Here is a 15627-nt window from a genome sequence, read left to right on the forward strand (position 1 = left end):
AACAGGTATCTCGGCATAAAGAAATGTAACACCAAGGAGATTGTACACCATGAAAACCCCAATTACCGAAGCAATTGCAGCTGCTGATACCCAAGGACGTTTTTTAGGCAATACAGAACTACAAGCTGTTAACGGTCGTTTCGAGCGTGCAGCAGCAAGCTTGGAAGCGGCTCGTGGTTTGACATCCAACGCTCAGCGTCTGATTGACGGTGCAACTCAAGCAGTTTATCAGAAGTTCCCTTACACAACCCAATATCAGGGACCTCAGTACGCTGCTGATTCTCGTGGTAAGTCCAAGTGTGCTCGTGACGTTGGCCACTACCTGCGGATTGTTACCTACTCCTTGGTTGCTGGTGGTACCGGTCCATTGGATGAGTACTTGATTGCTGGTTTAGATGAAATCAACCGCTCCTTTGAATTATCTGGTAGCTGGTACGTAGAAGCTCTGAAGTACATCAAATCCAACCACGGTCTCTCCGGTCAAGCTGCTAACGAAGCTAACACCTACATTGATTACGCCATCAACGCTCTAAGCTAGATCGCGTATTGCCCGGAGAGGGATGCAAGTGCTGGATGAGTTCACCTAGCAGTTGAATCACGCTCCGGGCATTGTTTTACCTAGGGAAAGATAAAAAATACTTATCAAAGCACTCTGTAGTTAGTTGAAGTGCTAAAGAAATTAGGGGGAAAGAAAAATGGCGATTACAGCAGCAGCATCCAGGCTGGGGACTGAAGCTTTTAACGATTCACCTCGAATTGAACTCCGCCCCAACGCCAGCAAAGACAATGTCGAAGCGGTGATTCGTGCCGTGTATCGGCAGGTTTTGGGTAATGATTATTTGATGGCATCAGAACGTCTCAAGAGCGCCGAATCACTCCTGCGAGATGGGAATCTAACAGTCCGGGAGTTTGTGCGTAGCGTTGCCAAGTCAGAACTTTACAAGAAGAAATTTTTCTACAACAGTTTCCAAACTCGATTAATCGAACTCAACTACAAACATCTGTTGGGTCGTGCTCCCTACGATGAGTCGGAAGTGGTTTACCACTTAGACTTGTATCAAAACCAAGGGTATGATGCCGAAATAGATTCCTATATTGATTCTGTAGAGTATCAAACTAACTTCGGCGACAATATAGTACCATACTATCGCGGTTTTGCAACTCAACCAGGACAAAAAACAGTCGGATTTAACCGGATGTTCCGGTTATATCGTGGTTATGCCAATAGCGATCGCGCTCAAGTAGAAGGAACAACCTCTCGTCTGGCTCGCGACTTGGCAACAAACAGTGCATCCTCCATCGTGGGTCCTTCTGGTAGCAACGAAAACTGGAACTACCGTGCATCCAGTGATGTCGCGCCCCGGAAAAATTTGGGGAACGCTGTAGGTCAAGGCGATCGCGTATACCGAATTGAAGTAGCAGGACTGTTGAGTCCTGGCTACCCTAAGGTACGCCGCAGCAGCACCGCCATATTTGTGCCATACGAAAGACTTTCTGAGAAGTTACAACAACTTCAGCGCCAAGGCGGCAAAATCGTTAGCATCAACCCAGCGTAAGGGGGGAATGGGGAATGGGGAATGGGGAATGGGGAATATCTTTACCACCCCCTACCCTCTACTTCCTACTCCCCACCCCTGACTAGTTAACAAGTAACACTAGAGGAGAAATAAGGATGTTTGGACAAACCACAGTTGGAGCCGGTGGTATTTCTAGTGCAGGTAGCCGGATTTTCCGTTACGAAGTCGTAGGTTTGCGTCAAAACTCAGAGAACGACAAGAACAATTACGACATCCGCAACAGTGCTAGCGTATATGTCACAGTCCCCTACAGCCGTATGAACGAAGAAATGCAGCGCATTACCCGCATGGGTGGTAGGATTGTAAAAATTGAGCCTTTAACTGCCGCAGAAGCCAACTAAAGTCTATCAATGATAGAACCCAGTGCAGAAGAGTATTTAGTAGAAAGCACGCAGCCGCTAACACCAGAGCAAGCAACTGCAAACCTGCGCTCGTCAGATTTAAGTCTCCGCTACTACGCAGCTTGGTGGCTGGGTAGATTTCGAGTTAGGTCAACAGAAGCTGTAGATGCTCTGATTGCAGCGTTAGAGGATGAAGCTGATAGAACAGAACTTGGAGGCTACCCTCTGCGACGCAATGCAGCAAGAGCACTGGGGAAAATAGGCAACATGAGAGCAGTACCAGCACTCATCAAGTGTTTGGAATGCACCGATTTTTACGTAAGGGAAGCAGCAGCCCAGTCTCTGGAAATGCTACGCGACCCAAGCGCCGCCACTCCACTTATGCAATTGTTAGCAGGGGGTGTTGCAGCTGCCATCCAGGTACCGGGACGCCCTCACCTAACCCAGCCATATGAAGCGGTGCTTGAAGCCTTAGGAGCAATTGGTGCTACTGAGGCTCTGCCCTTAATTCAACCCTTTATTGAGCATCCCGTCCCAAGAGTGCAATGTGCTGCAAACAGGGCAATGTACCAGCTCGCACAAGATCCTCAATATGGGGAACGTTTGGTGAAAGTGCTGGACAACAGTAACCTACAATTGCGCCGTGTAGCCCTAGGAGATTTAGGAGCAATAGGGTATGTGGCAGCCGCAGATGCAATTGCCAATGCCACAGTAGAGAATAGCTTCAAACTAATTGCCCTCAAAGGCTTATTGGAAAGTCAACTCAATGAGGAGTCAGAAGCATTGTCTCTAACTGATGATGCTATTCGAATCCTAAACTTGATGGATTCATTGTTGTAGTGACCAATGACTGACACCCAACAATTAATTCGCGCCGTTGCCGAAGCAGACTCCCCTGCGCGAATGGTGACGGCAGTGCAAAAATTGGCAGCAGCAAAAGATACGGCAGCAATTCCTACCCTAATTGCCTCCTTTGGATACAACAACCCAGGAGCAGCAGTAGCGGCAGTTGCCGGACTGACAGAATTAGGAGAGGTTGCAGTGCCACAGTTGCTGGAAAACATAGATGATTATAACTATGGCGCACGGGCCTACTCAATTCGCACTTTAGCTGCGATAGGAGACCCCCGCGCCTTAGAAGTGTTATTAACAGCATCTGCTACGGACTTTGCACCCACTGTTCGCCGTGCAGCCGCTAAGGGCTTGGGCTTCTTGCAATGGCACAAGTTGCCTGCAACACTTCGCGTAACTGCACAAATCAAAGCCATGGATGCCCTGCTTGCCCTAACGCAAGACTCGGACTGGTCAATTCGCTATGCCGCAATTGTTGGCTTGCAATCACTAGCAAAAATACCCAATCTCCAAAGTTCTATCAAGACCAGATTCAAGGAAATGCTAGCCAGCGATGCCGAAAAAGCAATCCGTGCTCGCGTGCTCTTAGCACAGTCAGTGACCAGTGACCAGTGACCAGTGACCAATCTCGTTTACCACAAAACAAGGTAAAAGTCAAGATGTCAATACCATTACTTGAATCCACACCAATCACGCAAAACCAGCGCGTTGATGGCTATGAAGTACCTAACGAAGACACTCCACAAATTTACCGATCGACAGACGCTATCTCAAACACTGATATTGATGCCATCATCTGGGCAGGATACCGACAAATTTTCAGCGAACACCTCATTTTAGACAGCTACCGCCTGCCCTTCTTAGAATCGCAATTGCGAAATGGGGCAATTACTGTCCGAGATTTTATCCGGGGATTGGGTAAGTCTGAAGTTTATCGGTCACTTGTAGGAGACACCAACTCCAACTACCGCCTAGTTGACATCAGTTTCAAGCGCTTTTTAGGACGCGCCACCTATGGCAAAGACGAGCAAATTGCGTGGTCTATTGTCATTGCTACAAAAGGTTTAAATGGCTTTATTGATGCCCTAGTAGACGGTGACGAATACCGCCAAAACTTCGACAATGATATAGTTCCTTACCAACGCCGTCGCTTTAAAGACAGACCCTTCAACTTAGTGAATCCTCGCTACGCCGACTACTGGCGCAACCGGGAGTTGTCAATATCCTTAGGGGCTACGGTTTACTACCAAGCAGCTGTTACAGGACAATCAGTACAAAGAGGCGTTCGTGGAGCTATTCCTTCTAACTTCTTAACAATGGCTGCAAGTATTGCACCTGGTGGTTTAAACTACCAGCGATCGCAAGACAGAGCCAGAAACTACATCTCCAACGTAGATCTGCCTGAAGCATATAGCCAAACAGCAGCCCAACCAACTGTAAAACCCACGAAAGTGAACCTACCCTACAGTTACATTCCTGGAAATCAAACAGTCTAGGGAATAGGGAATGGGGAATAGGGAATAGGGAAAAACTATCCCCAATGCCCAATACCCAATGTCCAATGCTCAATTCACCAATTAACGTTATGACAATCCCTTTACTGCAATATAAACCCAGTTCGCAAAACCAGCGAGTCGCTGGTTATGAAGTGCCCAACGAAGATACTCCCAGAATTTACCGATTGGAAGATGCTCCTTCAGATGGTGAAATTCAAGAACTGATTTGGGCTGCTTATCGACAAATTGTCAGCGAACACGAAATTTTGAATTTCTACCGCCAGGGCAATTTAGAATCTCAACTGAAGAACCGCTCCATCAGTGTACGGGACTTTATTCGAGGTTTAGCGAAGTCAGAAGCTTACCGCCGTCTAGTGGTTGAGACAAATTCTAATTACCGTGTTGTAGAAGTGACTTTGAAACGGCTGTTAGGACGTTCGCCCTACAACAAAGACGAAGAAATTGCTTGGTCAATTAAAATTGCTACTTTCGGCTTTGATGGCTTTGTTGATGCTTTGTTAGACAGCGAAGAGTATACAACCAACTTTGGTGAAAATACTGTTCCCTACCAACGCCGTCGCTTTAAAGACAGACCCTTTAATTTAGTCACACCTCGCTACGGTAATTACTGGCGAGACAAGCAGGAAGATGAACGCTACAAGTGGGGAGATATCAAGAACTTCCTAGAAATGGCAAGTTCCATCAAAGTCACTCAAGTTAAACCCACACCAGTGAACACAGCAAACATCAAAATTCCCGATACCACCAGGCAAACAAAACCAGAGGGAATTCCTGTTTCCATTAGCTCCACTGCAAGTTTCCCAATTCGGTAAATGAGTTAGTGGTTACTGGTTACTGGTCACTGGTCACTGTTTACTGGTTACTGGTTACTGGTCACTAGTCACTGAATACGGGACAATAAAGAATGAGGATATTCAGCCTCTTCTATAAGCCAGTTCTTTTTTTAGCATAGTTAGTTTAAGAGGAAAAACAGAGCATGGCATTGCCATTACTTCAATACAAACCAAGCAGCCAAAATCAACGCGTTAAGAGCTTTGGTAAAGCCGATCAAAACGAAGATACACCATATATCTATCGTTTAGAAGATGTTAGCAGTTACACTGACATTCAAAGCATCATTTGGGCAGGATATCACCAAGTTTTTAGCGAGCATGAGATTCTTAGCTTTAATCGCCAAAAAAATATAGAATCCCAACTGAAAAACGGCTCAATTACTGTACGTGACTTCATTCGCGGTTTAGCTCAATCTGAAGCTTTTTACCGTTTGGTAGTCTCTGTCAATAATAATTACCGTTTGGTAGAAATTTGCCTCAAGCGCTTGTTAGGTCGTGAGCCTTACAATAAAGATGAGGAAATTGCTTGGTCAATTAAAATTGCTACCTTGGGCTTTAAAGGTTTTGTTGATGCTCTTGTAGATAGTCAAGAGTACACCGACAACTTTGGTGACAATACCGTTCCTTACCAGCGCAAGCGCATGGAAGGACGCCCCTTCAACTTGGTAACTCCTCGCTACGGTGAAGACTTCCAAGAAGTCGCTGGTACCGTGACCACCGATTGGCGCTTTACTCTGGACAAATTCTACAGCCGCAAGTCCCAAGAACGGCGACTCCCAGAAGGCGATCCACGCAAGTACCGCGATTTGGCAGAGTCTATCAGTGCCAAAGGTAACTACGCTCAACGTATTTCTGCTTTTGACCTTGATTATCTCAGCCTAGTGCCTAACCGTGGCAGACGCTAAGATTTTTCTCTGAATAACTTAAATTTGATACTGGGTCTGGTAGCTGCGTTTATGTATCAGCTGGTTAACCTCCGCATGTTAACTGGGTGTCGCATAAAGCGGAAACTAGACCCAGTGATTTTTTATCAGTCTTTTTGACAAGATAGAGCCAAAAATGGCTGAACAATAGAATTAATAAGGTTTTCAGATTGTCATGCACGATTTTACAAGAATTTCAGATCAATGCCTACTAGAGCGCCGGTCCAGTAGAAGTGCTTGACGTAAAACGCAAAATATGAAGGTTATTAAAATCGGCGATTTTGGCGTTATGTTTTAATGCGATCGCTAAAACCGAACGCAAATATTTAGTTTAAAATAAGCATTTTTATGTTATACACATAATTTCGTTTTTGTCAACATATATTAGTGAACCGGCGCTCTAGTTGTCCTAGATAATGGTCGAGAATTTTTTGAAACAATCATATATTATATGAGGGCTTGACATTCATGTTCTACCACACACAATAAGTATGTCAAATAACTCACCTAAAGATGTAGAGTTAGATCTTCGTCAATTCTTGTCACAGCTTTCTCAACAACTACAGGGTATCTGTGATAAGTTAGAGCCACATATAAAAACTAATCAAGATCTAAAAACTATCAAAGATAACGTTGACAAACTCAAACACGATGTAGATAATAAAATACAAAAATTCAATCCTAAAGGGAAAAGAAGCGGAAGAGATAAGAACTGGTGGAACTCGATAATAAACCGTTGATAACACTAGCAAACTGAATTGGGTTATGGCTATGATTTAAAAATTACATGAGTACAATAGTAGAGATATAAGCTTACTAAGCATCATCATACTAGAAATCATAATAAAAAACAAAATGCTTATTATAAATAATATAGGAAACATACTCGATTCTTGCTCTGTACACTGAAAACTGATCCTTTACAGGGTAGGCTCTCTGTTCATTTGTTTTTTCAAAAAAACATATTATCCGTTATTGAATTAAAGCAAAATTATTGACCTCTTAAGTTCGCATACCACTCTTCATATTTTTTACTTAATTCGTTAAGATAATATTCTAAAATTTGACTTTGTTTTTCAGTGATAAACTCATCTGCTAATCTTGAGTTAATTAAGTTTATTACTTCTTTATATGGTTGAATATCAGACATACCTGCTGTGATTGCCGAAGTTAATCTTCTCTGGTATTCATCATGCCAATTAATAGGTGTCGCATTTTCTAAACTATCACATAGCCAATTTAAACACTCCAGTATATTTTCACGAAAATTATTATAGTACTTCTTATCAATTGAAATACTTCTCTGTTTGATAAGTTGATTAAAAACATGATTCCTTACTGTAATTCGATTCTTTTTGTCATCTAGCCATTCCTTTATCTGTTGAGCTAGATTATAATTACTAATCAACTCCTCTGGACTCGGTACTTGTTGAAGAACTTCTAAGCATTCTTTAGATATATCACTTGGGATAGTTGCGTTTTTTAATTGTTCTTCTACTTTTATTAAAGCAGTTTTGTATTTTTTTAATTCGTTCAGTAGATGCTCATTTTGAAAATTTTTTCTGTTTTCTGCAACTTGTTTTTTTACTTCTTCTTCTATATCTAGTTTTAGCCAATTCTCAAGAATTGAAGTACCAGCTATTCCTATCAAACTTAGTAAAATAGCAGTTACTACAGGTGGTATTTGTACTTGTTTAGATGTATTTGATGATTGGTTAGACAGGACATTTGGTGTCAAGAAATTAACTATATCGTTAAAGTTCAAACCAAGTAAAAAAACGAAGCTACTATAAATACCTACAATCCATGCCACAATTTTTGGTCGAGACATTTATCCACCTCTTGAAAAGATTATAGATCAGTAAAATTTACAAACACATTGTGTCAATAAAGGTTTTAAAAAGCCTGTCTAATTGAAAATTTACTTGCAATAGTGAAACCAAAAGTTTATTTACAATAAATAACAAAGTGAAGTGTGTATTAAAAACTGATATATAACTGCACTAAGAGTAAGATAATTTTTAACAAAAAACTTCACTTTGCAAGAATAATCTTATTTGTGAAGAAAACTCAGCAAAAGTTTAAGGCTTAGTAACCTCTAAAAGATTGCGTAAGAGTTCCTCTTCTTCCCTCATAGCTTTCCTAACCCGCTCCATCATGTAACAAGCGGTATTCTTATTAACTCCTATTTCCTTAGCAAGCTGACGCACACTGATACCCCCTGGAGAATTCAGCATTAAACGAATTGCAACAAACCACTTATGTAAGTCTACACGAGTTTGGTGCAAAAATGTACCTACAGTGACACTATAGGATGTAAAACATTCGTTACATTGATACCTGTGTTCATTCTTTAATTTACGAAAACTCATGGAATCACAATAAGGACATTTAGGCTTTCCATTCCAACGAATTTGCTCAAGTAGGGAAATATATTCTTCAGGAGTATATGTCATAGCTAAGCTCAAAGTTCTGAGCTTAACTGTGTCATAAATCACTCAGTGTATAAAGACAAATAAAGAGGGCGAACCCTTAGCGGGACTTAAACAAAAAAGAAAACAGAAATAGGGTATAATGCTTTACTAGCATAGCTTTCACATCAAAGTAACATCCTATAAAAGAGACAACCCCTAAAGCTAGTTCAGGCTACATTTGGGCTTAATTTTTGTTTAAGTCCCATTAGAAGAGTATTCCTTTCAGCGTTCAGGTGTGTGTTGCGGAATTGATTGTGTTATCCCCATTGTTGCTCCTACAGAGGGAGGGGTGATAGTTCGAGACCTGTAAACGGATTTGTTGGGTTGAATGAAGTGAAACCCAACCTACCCAATTTGATGTCACATACTTCTAACTTTTTCAATGGGATGATGTCAAATCCAAAAGATTGACGATCGCTTGAACTAACCGCTCCGGATCTACTGGCTTAGCAATATGGTCTTGAAACCCTACAGCAAGTGCTTGTTGCTGATTTATTTCCCCAGCATAAGCAGTAAGAGCGATCGCTGTTATCTGGCTGTTTTGCTCCCTTTGCATTGCTCGGATTTGTCCCATTAGCATATAGCCGTCCATATCAGGCATCCCAATATCACTGACTAACACATCGGGTTGAGTCTTTGCTATGACTTGGAGTGCTTCAAGTGCAGAAGCAACTTCTGTAACGATCGCACCACGTTGTTCTAAGATAAAAGCAATTAATTCTCTTGAGTCGGCTTCATCATCAACCACAAGCATCTGTATGCCACTTAGGGGTAATGCATCATTTATGGGGAAAGAGGAATTATCTTCATCTTTTAGGCTTTTGTCTTCATTTAAAAGCGGTAAAGAAACAGTAAAAGTAGCGCCAAGTTCTTCCCCAGGACTTTCGGCTCGAACAGTACCACCATGCAGTTCCACCAAGTGACGGACAATCGCCAACCCTAACCCCAATCCGCCAAATTTCCTAGTTGTCGCCGCATCTGCCTGACGGAAGTAATCGAACACATACGGCAAAAAGTCAGGGTGGATGCCTTTGCCCGTGTCGCTGACTGTAATTTGAGCTTGCCAGTTAATGAACTCTAACCGAATTTCTACCCGTCCGCCCGGTGAAGTGAACTTAACGGCGTTGGTCAGCAAATTCCAAATTACTTGCTGTAATCGACCTGAATCTCCCAAAACCCGCCCGATATTTGAGTCAAACACTGTATCAATGTGAATTGACTTGGCTTGAGCCGCCAACCTTACTGTTTCAATAGCTGCTTCAATCGTCATTGCCAAATTCACAGGAGCCATTGCAAGGCTAAGTTTGCCACGTAGAATGCGAGAGACATCTAACAAATCTTCAATCAGTTGTGCTTGGAGTTTGGCGTTGCGCTCAATTGTTTGTAAAGCCTGAGTTGTTTTTGTTGCATCTAACTTACTCCTAAGCAGTAACTGAGACCAACCTAAGATAGGATTGAGTGGCGATCGCAACTCGTGAGACAACACCGCTAAAAACTCATCTTTGATCCGGTTAGCAGTTTCAGCTTCCGCACGGGCGGCTTGCTCTTGCTCGAGCAGCCACTGGCGCTGTTTATCGAGTTGTTTTTGATTTTCAATATCTGTTGCCGTGCCAAACCATTTAATAACCTGCCCTTGTTCATTTTTTAGTGGTACAGCTTGATGCAAATACCAGCGATAAGCTCCATCTGCTCGTCGCATCCGACCTTCAGCACGATAGTTTGCACCAGCGTGTTGCGCTGCGGCCCAATGTTGGCTGAGAGTTGGGACATCATCAGGATGTACGATTGCTTGCCAGCCAAAGGTTTGAGCTTGGGCTAGGGTTAAACCAGTGAAATCTGACCATCGTTGATTGACATCAATGAGTATTCCATCGGTGTTGGCAGTCCATACCAGTTGCGGAATCGATTCTGCTAAATACCGATAGCGTTCTTCACTTTGCCGTAACCCTTCTTCTGCTTGTTTGCGACGAGTGATATCCCGGAAGAAAATGTCAAGACCATCTTCATGAGGATAGGCGTCAATCTCAAGCCACATATTATATGTGTCTGGTTGGTAGAAGTGATGCTCAAAGTGGACGGGTATCTGTTCTGCCATTGCCCACCGATACTGGTGTTCTACATTCGTCCCTACTGATGCAAGCCACTCCTCCCAGTGATTCTTACCAATAACTTCTGTGCGAGGTTTGCCGCTAATTCGCTCGGCTTCCGCATTTTGGTAAACGATCCGCCAGTCCCGGTCAAGTGCTAAAAAGGCATCACGCGTACTTTCCAAAGTACGTGTAATCCGCAAATTGGCTTCCCGCAGCGCCCGCAAGTTTGCCTTGGTTTTTTGGTTAGCAATCCGCAATTGCGTGCAGAGTAAGGCGATAAAAAATGACACCAATGAGAATGCGAACAATTGCACCAAGCGATTGACACCAGTGATAGCAAATGAGTGGATCGGCTCAATGAAGAAGTAAAGACTATAACCAACAGACAGCGCGATCGCGAGCAATCCCGGTTTCATACCCCCATACCAGGCACTAGCTGCAACAGCCGCAAAAAATAGCGGAAATATTAGTGGATTTAGGAGCGGCAGAAGCAGTTGTGTTAACAGAAGGGCGACTGTCGCTGCCAGAATCGCAACTCCATATGGTAGCAACCGAGAGGGCATATAGATTTCCTTACTTAACAGTCCCCGTCATCTCACAAATCTACCCCTATTCTACCTACAGGAAATACTGCCTTCGCAGGTTCTTGCCAACACATCATTAGATATAGCAATTCTAAATGATTTATGAAAAAATCTCATTTTAAGATTGGAGGCTGTTTCTGGTACTTTAAACGATTTCACTCCAGAGCAAATTGCAATTTTTGATGCAGCCGTGGAAGAAAGATAAAAAGGTGTCTTATCTCCTGGATACAAATATTATTTTTTACATCCTTAAGATAAAAAATAGAAATTAATAAAAAGTTAGAGGATGTGCGCCGTTTAGGACAAGACGTTTTTATAAGTTGCATAACCCCTATATTATATAAGGAGAGTCAATAGCCTCTTCTCGCTCGGCATCCACTAAAGCTTGATAAACCATGACTGCAACTTCTGCACGGGTAGCATCTCGTTCGGGATTGAGATGTTTTGGATTGGGAAAATTAACAACCATCCTCTTTTGTGTAGCAATAACTATCTCTCGCTTTTTCGACTCTGGTACTTTTTCCCAGTCAGTATAAACATTGTTAGCAGTAAAATTATCAGTTCTTAATTCTAATCCATTTACGAGAGAGACAATAATTTGCAATCGTTTCATATTTAGATTGGGACGGAAAGCATTGTCGGGAAAAGCTGAGAGAAACTGCCCTTCATATGCCTGCTGTATTGCCCTATAAGCCCAAAAACTCCCCGGTACATCTTTAAAGTCCATCGCCTGTCGTTTGCCCTGTGGATTAAATGCTTTGACAACTATTGCTGCATACTGCGATCGCGTAATTGTCGCATCTGGTTTGAAAGTGCGATCGCGAAAACCAGCGACTATTTCCAACTTGAATAATTTCTGAATAAACTCCTCTGCCCAATGATTCTTAATATCAATTAATCCTTGAGGGGTAAGTGTAAAAAATGTCAAATTACTTACAGATGTGGGAACAGGTGTAGAAATAAGCGTAGGTATTGAAGTTTGTGGCAACGCAGGTAAGAGTAGAGGTGCTTGAGTAGGTGCAGGTGTAAGTTTTGGTATCTGAGTAAAAACGGGTATCGGTTTAGAAGTCAGTGCAGGAGCTTGATTGTATACTAATTCTACGTATCCCTTGATCTTACCAGGGTCTACTTGATTGCCGACAGCTAATTGTCTGTGAGAACTGGAATTTTGCAAATCGAACTTACCATTGAGGCGCAAGATGTTACCTCCATAATCATTGGTATTGCCTAAATCTGGTAAGGCGTTAGAAGTTAGGGTCAGACCATCTTCAGTATTTCTTTCACTGATATTATTTCGCAACACTGGACGAGCATCACCAGAGACCACAATTCCAGAGCGATTTTCGTAAATATTATTCTCCGTAAGAATGGGAGAAGCGCGATCGCTAATCACCATACCAAAACCAGATCTGTAGCAGAGATTACCCCGGATTTCTCCTTGAGTGTCGCGAACAATGGAAATGCAATTGGTAGCATTCTCTGCAAATAAACTATCAGTAATGGTGACATGAGCATTGCCAGAGGCAAAAACACCGTCACGGTTACAATTGATGAAAGTACAATTAGAAATGGTAGAAGCAATTGATTCAATCCAAACAGCAACTCCACGGTTAGCCTGATTTGTTACGGTTATTCCTCTAAGTTCTGCACCATTGGAGGACAAGATAAAGGTGACATTTTGTTTTGCTAAGGTAGGGCTGCGATATTCACCACTCCCTTCAATCAGCACATTGCTGCCTTTATTACTTTCATTTCCTACGATTGTGACAGCAATGGAAACATTGATAGGAAAGATTTCACCGCTAGCAGCATTGTAATAACCTTCTGCCAATTGAATCTGACTACCCGATGAAACTCGCTTGAGAGCTTGGGTAATTGTTTTTAACGGTGCTTGTTGGCTACCAGCCGCACTGTCACTGCCTGCTGTTGGATTCACGTACAGAGTCTCAGCCATGTTTACACACTCTAGGAAGCACTGCGGCAATACTACCGCAAAGACGTGCTCTGAAGAAACATGGGGAGTAGGGAGTGGGGAGTGGGGAGTAGGGAATATTCCTTAACCTACTAACTACTAACCACTAACAACTAACCTTTAACGCAACTTAGTTCCACAACTCTTACAAAATTTAGCATCTACATCGTGAAAAAGAAGACCACAACCAGAACAAGTTGTTTCTACTTGATTGGCTGTTTTGAACAATCGCTTAATTAGATCGCCCACTTGCCAAGGAATGAGTGCAACACCAGTCAAAATCATCAATACAGTCAGCAGACGCCCTAATTCAGAAACAGGAGTCACATCACCAAAACCAACAGTTGTCATTGTGACAACAGAGAAATAAAAAGCATCCAAAAAAGTCACAAAAACTTTTGAATTTACAGGATGTTCTACTTGATAAATTAAACCAGAATATACAAAGATAATGGCAAATAAAGTAAATAATATACGTGTAAAAATAACACCATCTTCAGTATCAATACTAAATAAAAACTTATTATCTATAAACCTAATTAATCTTAAAATCCGAAACCACCTTAGAAGCCTGATAAAGCTAATATCCACCGTTCCTATAAGAAAAGGCAAGATTGCCATTAAGTCAATAACTGCGTATGGACTAAAAATATACTGAACCTTATTTTCTGCACTCCAAAGACGGAGTACATATTCTATTGCAAAAACTAACAATATTACAGTATCTATTGCATCTAGGTTTAATCGAATAACCTCAGGAATATTATATGTTTCCGCTACAAAAATTCCGGACGACAGTAAAACTAATCCAGCAATAGAAAGATTAATAGCTTTGCCTACTGGCGTTTCCAAATCTTTCAAGTAAAATGCTGTTTTTTCTCTACTCAATAACATAATTGACACTAGTTACGCTTAAGAAATAATTCGATATAGTAATCTAGTTTGATTTTTGAAATCCTCTTTTTCTACCCTCAGTGCTCTCAGAGTCGGTATAGAAATCATAAAAACTCGGTAACTTCATCGTTGAGCATACGAGATATCAAGCTTGACCACAGAGAGAAATCGGTTTTTTTGCCTCCTTTTTGAATACTGTACCGACGATCGACTAAAATTCATTAAAATTTTCATAATTCAAATAAAACCGCTATATATTATACATTTTTAAAGTTTATGGCTTTCTACTTTATAGTCTAAACCAAAATTTTTAGATCGAATGTACTAAAATAAACTAAAAGCCTTATTCAGCAGTAAACACAGGTTTTATTATAGCCATCTTATTTGATTTGTAAAAATTGCGATATCTCAGAAACCCGGTATCTTTAAGATACCGGGTTGCTCGCCTTTTACAAATGATTTAGGATTGTTATATGAAAAAATCAAGACTAAGCATGGCTAATCTCTACAAAATCTATTGATCGCATTCTTTTTTCAAAATAGTGTAAATATTAAATTCCTTGATTTGGAGCTTGTCTATCTAATAACTCGTTGCAGAAACGAATGAATAAACTTAGGTTGGGGAACAACCCAATTGTGTAAAAAAATCTTAGGCGATGTTCGTAATCGCAGCTATACAAACAAAGCCAGACGAGCGCAGGGTTTTACACATTTGGGATGCGCCCCTTAGGTTATACCTATGTAGCTATCTATGTGTCACATTCTTTTTTAAAAATGGTATAGTTAAAGAACAACCTTTTTGCTAAAAAGTGGAGTTTATATTTAATTATTATGTAGGTTTCAATCCTGTCTTTGCTAGGACTGAAACTCGTTATGCGTGAAGGATTGTACGCTTTAATCTTTAGAAGGCTTACGTAGTATAGGTTTCGAGCTTTGGATCGTCGTTTCCCAGGCTGAGGTTCTTTCTTGTGCAAGCCTTTCCCTTTCTTCTTGTTTGGCCTTTTCCTTGATTTTTAAGTATTCCTTTATATGGTTTGGGAGTTTTTGGTCGAAACCGAAGTAATCTGCATAGGCGATTAAATCGGCATCCGATAGTTCTTCGTAGAATGCCCGCATTTTGCTTTGAAATTTTGGGTCGAGCGCGATCAGCTGACGACGAAAACTTAGATAACCTTGCCAGTCTCTAGCAATAATCGTGAGTTTCATGGCTTCCAACAATTCTTGTTCAGTCATATGACACGTTTAAGGAATTTGGGGGAATTAGGACAGTATAAAGCTCTCTCGGGACAAAGTTAAGACAATGGGACATTAACAAAATGCTCGCAAATCTTGCTAGGTAAGTCATTTGTCCTTAATCATTGGTTATTTGTAGGACTTACGCATTGACAGAAATCGTCAGATATGAGTCAAGCACTTTTAGCACCTCAGCGTTTGATTTTTTTACGAATTAGAACCAACATCATATACCGTAGGGGCGCAAGGCCTTGCGCCCCTACAGCCTGAAACGACCATTATTCGTTGATTCATATGATGGCCAATTTGTACAGTGAGTAAGTCCTAATTTGTTAAG

The 15627-nt window shown here is 41.6% G+C and carries 15 protein-coding genes; 9 read left to right on the forward strand and 6 right to left on the reverse strand.

What is annotated here, in order from left to right; genetic code table 11:
- Positions 1-49: 49 nt before the first annotated feature.
- The 9 genes from cpcA to WA1_RS44085 all read left to right on the forward strand — a co-directional run bounded on the left by cpcA (position 50) and on the right by WA1_RS44085 (position 6783).
- Positions 50-538, forward strand: coding sequence for a phycocyanin subunit alpha (gene cpcA, locus WA1_RS44045; protein ID WP_017744706.1), 489 nt, complete (start codon positions 50-52; stop codon positions 536-538).
- Positions 539-695: 157 nt separating this feature from the next.
- On the forward strand, positions 696-1556 hold the full coding sequence (locus WA1_RS44050; RefSeq protein WP_017744707.1) for a phycobilisome linker polypeptide: 861 nt from the start codon (positions 696-698) through the stop codon (positions 1554-1556).
- 116 nt (positions 1557-1672) lie between these two features.
- Positions 1673-1918 (forward strand): phycobilisome linker polypeptide, encoded by a 246-nt coding sequence (locus WA1_RS44055; protein WP_017744708.1) that lies wholly within the window; start codon positions 1673-1675, stop codon positions 1916-1918.
- 9 nt (positions 1919-1927) lie between these two features.
- Positions 1928-2758 carry a HEAT repeat domain-containing protein gene (locus WA1_RS44060; protein WP_017744709.1) on the forward strand — a complete coding sequence of 277 codons (831 nt, stop codon included), beginning with the start codon at positions 1928-1930 and terminating at the stop codon, positions 2756-2758.
- Positions 2759-2764: 6 nt separating this feature from the next.
- Positions 2765-3385 carry a HEAT repeat domain-containing protein gene (locus WA1_RS44065; RefSeq protein ID WP_017744710.1) on the forward strand — a complete coding sequence of 207 codons (621 nt, stop codon included), beginning with the start codon at positions 2765-2767 and terminating at the stop codon, positions 3383-3385.
- 44 nt (positions 3386-3429) lie between these two features.
- Positions 3430-4266, forward strand: coding sequence for a phycobilisome rod-core linker polypeptide (locus WA1_RS44070; protein WP_026134801.1), 837 nt, complete (start codon positions 3430-3432; stop codon positions 4264-4266).
- Between the two features lie 89 nt (positions 4267-4355).
- Positions 4356-5099 (forward strand): phycobilisome rod-core linker polypeptide, encoded by a 744-nt coding sequence (locus tag WA1_RS44075; RefSeq protein ID WP_026134802.1) that lies wholly within the window; start codon positions 4356-4358, stop codon positions 5097-5099.
- Positions 5100-5263: 164 nt separating this feature from the next.
- Positions 5264-6025, forward strand: coding sequence for a phycobilisome rod-core linker polypeptide (locus WA1_RS44080; protein ID WP_017744713.1), 762 nt, complete (start codon positions 5264-5266; stop codon positions 6023-6025).
- A 509-nt stretch (positions 6026-6534) separates the two neighbouring features.
- Positions 6535-6783 (forward strand): hypothetical protein, encoded by a 249-nt coding sequence (locus tag WA1_RS44085; protein WP_017744714.1) that lies wholly within the window; start codon positions 6535-6537, stop codon positions 6781-6783.
- A gap of 251 nt (positions 6784-7034) precedes the next feature.
- On the opposite strand, the gene WA1_RS44090 is transcribed toward WA1_RS44085, so the two are convergent.
- From WA1_RS44090 to WA1_RS44115, 6 genes are all read right to left on the reverse strand, one after another.
- On the reverse strand, positions 7035-7874 hold the full coding sequence (locus WA1_RS44090; RefSeq protein WP_017744715.1) for a hypothetical protein: 840 nt from the start codon (positions 7872-7874) through the stop codon (positions 7035-7037).
- 250 nt (positions 7875-8124) lie between these two features.
- Positions 8125-8499 (reverse strand): transposase, encoded by a 375-nt coding sequence (locus WA1_RS44095; RefSeq protein ID WP_026134803.1) that lies wholly within the window; start codon positions 8497-8499, stop codon positions 8125-8127.
- A gap of 397 nt (positions 8500-8896) precedes the next feature.
- Positions 8897-11170 carry a hybrid sensor histidine kinase/response regulator gene (locus WA1_RS44100; RefSeq protein ID WP_017744717.1) on the reverse strand — a complete coding sequence of 758 codons (2274 nt, stop codon included), beginning with the start codon at positions 11168-11170 and terminating at the stop codon, positions 8897-8899.
- 352 nt (positions 11171-11522) lie between these two features.
- Complete coding sequence (locus tag WA1_RS44105) at positions 11523-13145, reverse strand: DUF1565 domain-containing protein (RefSeq protein WP_017744718.1); 1623 nt, start codon at positions 13143-13145, stop codon at positions 11523-11525.
- 138 nt (positions 13146-13283) lie between these two features.
- Positions 13284-14057: an ion transporter gene (locus WA1_RS44110; RefSeq protein WP_017744719.1), complete on the reverse strand. Its 774-nt coding sequence runs from the start codon at positions 14055-14057 to the stop codon at positions 13284-13286.
- A gap of 894 nt (positions 14058-14951) precedes the next feature.
- Entirely contained in the window at positions 14952-15290 is a 339-nt protein-coding gene (locus WA1_RS44115; RefSeq protein WP_017744720.1) for a hypothetical protein, read from the reverse strand.
- Positions 15291-15627: the final 337 nt, after the last annotated feature.

Origin of the sequence: Scytonema hofmannii PCC 7110, from assembly GCF_000346485.2 — a bacterium.
GTDB lineage: Bacteria > Cyanobacteriota > Cyanobacteriia > Cyanobacteriales > Nostocaceae > Scytonema > Scytonema hofmannii.

What these genes read in the sequence shown, in the direction of transcription:
- cpcA (WP_017744706.1), top strand. Translation starts at nt 50, where the DNA reads ATGAAAACCCCAATTACCGAAGCAATTGCAGCTGCTGATACCCAAGGA.
- WA1_RS44050 (WP_017744707.1), top strand. Translation starts at nt 696, where the DNA reads ATGGCGATTACAGCAGCAGCATCCAGGCTGGGGACTGAAGCTTTTAAC.
- WA1_RS44055 (WP_017744708.1), top strand. Translation starts at nt 1,673, where the DNA reads ATGTTTGGACAAACCACAGTTGGAGCCGGTGGTATTTCTAGTGCAGGT.
- WA1_RS44060 (WP_017744709.1), top strand. Translation starts at nt 1,928, where the DNA reads ATGATAGAACCCAGTGCAGAAGAGTATTTAGTAGAAAGCACGCAGCCG.
- WA1_RS44065 (WP_017744710.1), top strand. Translation starts at nt 2,765, where the DNA reads ATGACTGACACCCAACAATTAATTCGCGCCGTTGCCGAAGCAGACTCC.
- WA1_RS44070 (WP_026134801.1), top strand. Translation starts at nt 3,430, where the DNA reads ATGTCAATACCATTACTTGAATCCACACCAATCACGCAAAACCAGCGC.
- WA1_RS44075 (WP_026134802.1), top strand. Translation starts at nt 4,356, where the DNA reads ATGACAATCCCTTTACTGCAATATAAACCCAGTTCGCAAAACCAGCGA.
- WA1_RS44080 (WP_017744713.1), top strand. Translation starts at nt 5,264, where the DNA reads ATGGCATTGCCATTACTTCAATACAAACCAAGCAGCCAAAATCAACGC.
- WA1_RS44085 (WP_017744714.1), top strand. Translation starts at nt 6,535, where the DNA reads ATGTCAAATAACTCACCTAAAGATGTAGAGTTAGATCTTCGTCAATTC.
- WA1_RS44090 (WP_017744715.1), bottom strand. Translation starts at nt 7,874, where the DNA reads ATGTCTCGACCAAAAATTGTGGCATGGATTGTAGGTATTTATAGTAGC.
- WA1_RS44095 (WP_026134803.1), bottom strand. Translation starts at nt 8,499, where the DNA reads ATGACATATACTCCTGAAGAATATATTTCCCTACTTGAGCAAATTCGT.
- WA1_RS44100 (WP_017744717.1), bottom strand. Translation starts at nt 11,170, where the DNA reads ATGCCCTCTCGGTTGCTACCATATGGAGTTGCGATTCTGGCAGCGACA.
- WA1_RS44105 (WP_017744718.1), bottom strand. Translation starts at nt 13,145, where the DNA reads ATGGCTGAGACTCTGTACGTGAATCCAACAGCAGGCAGTGACAGTGCG.
- WA1_RS44110 (WP_017744719.1), bottom strand. Translation starts at nt 14,057, where the DNA reads ATGTTATTGAGTAGAGAAAAAACAGCATTTTACTTGAAAGATTTGGAA.
- WA1_RS44115 (WP_017744720.1), bottom strand. Translation starts at nt 15,290, where the DNA reads ATGACTGAACAAGAATTGTTGGAAGCCATGAAACTCACGATTATTGCT.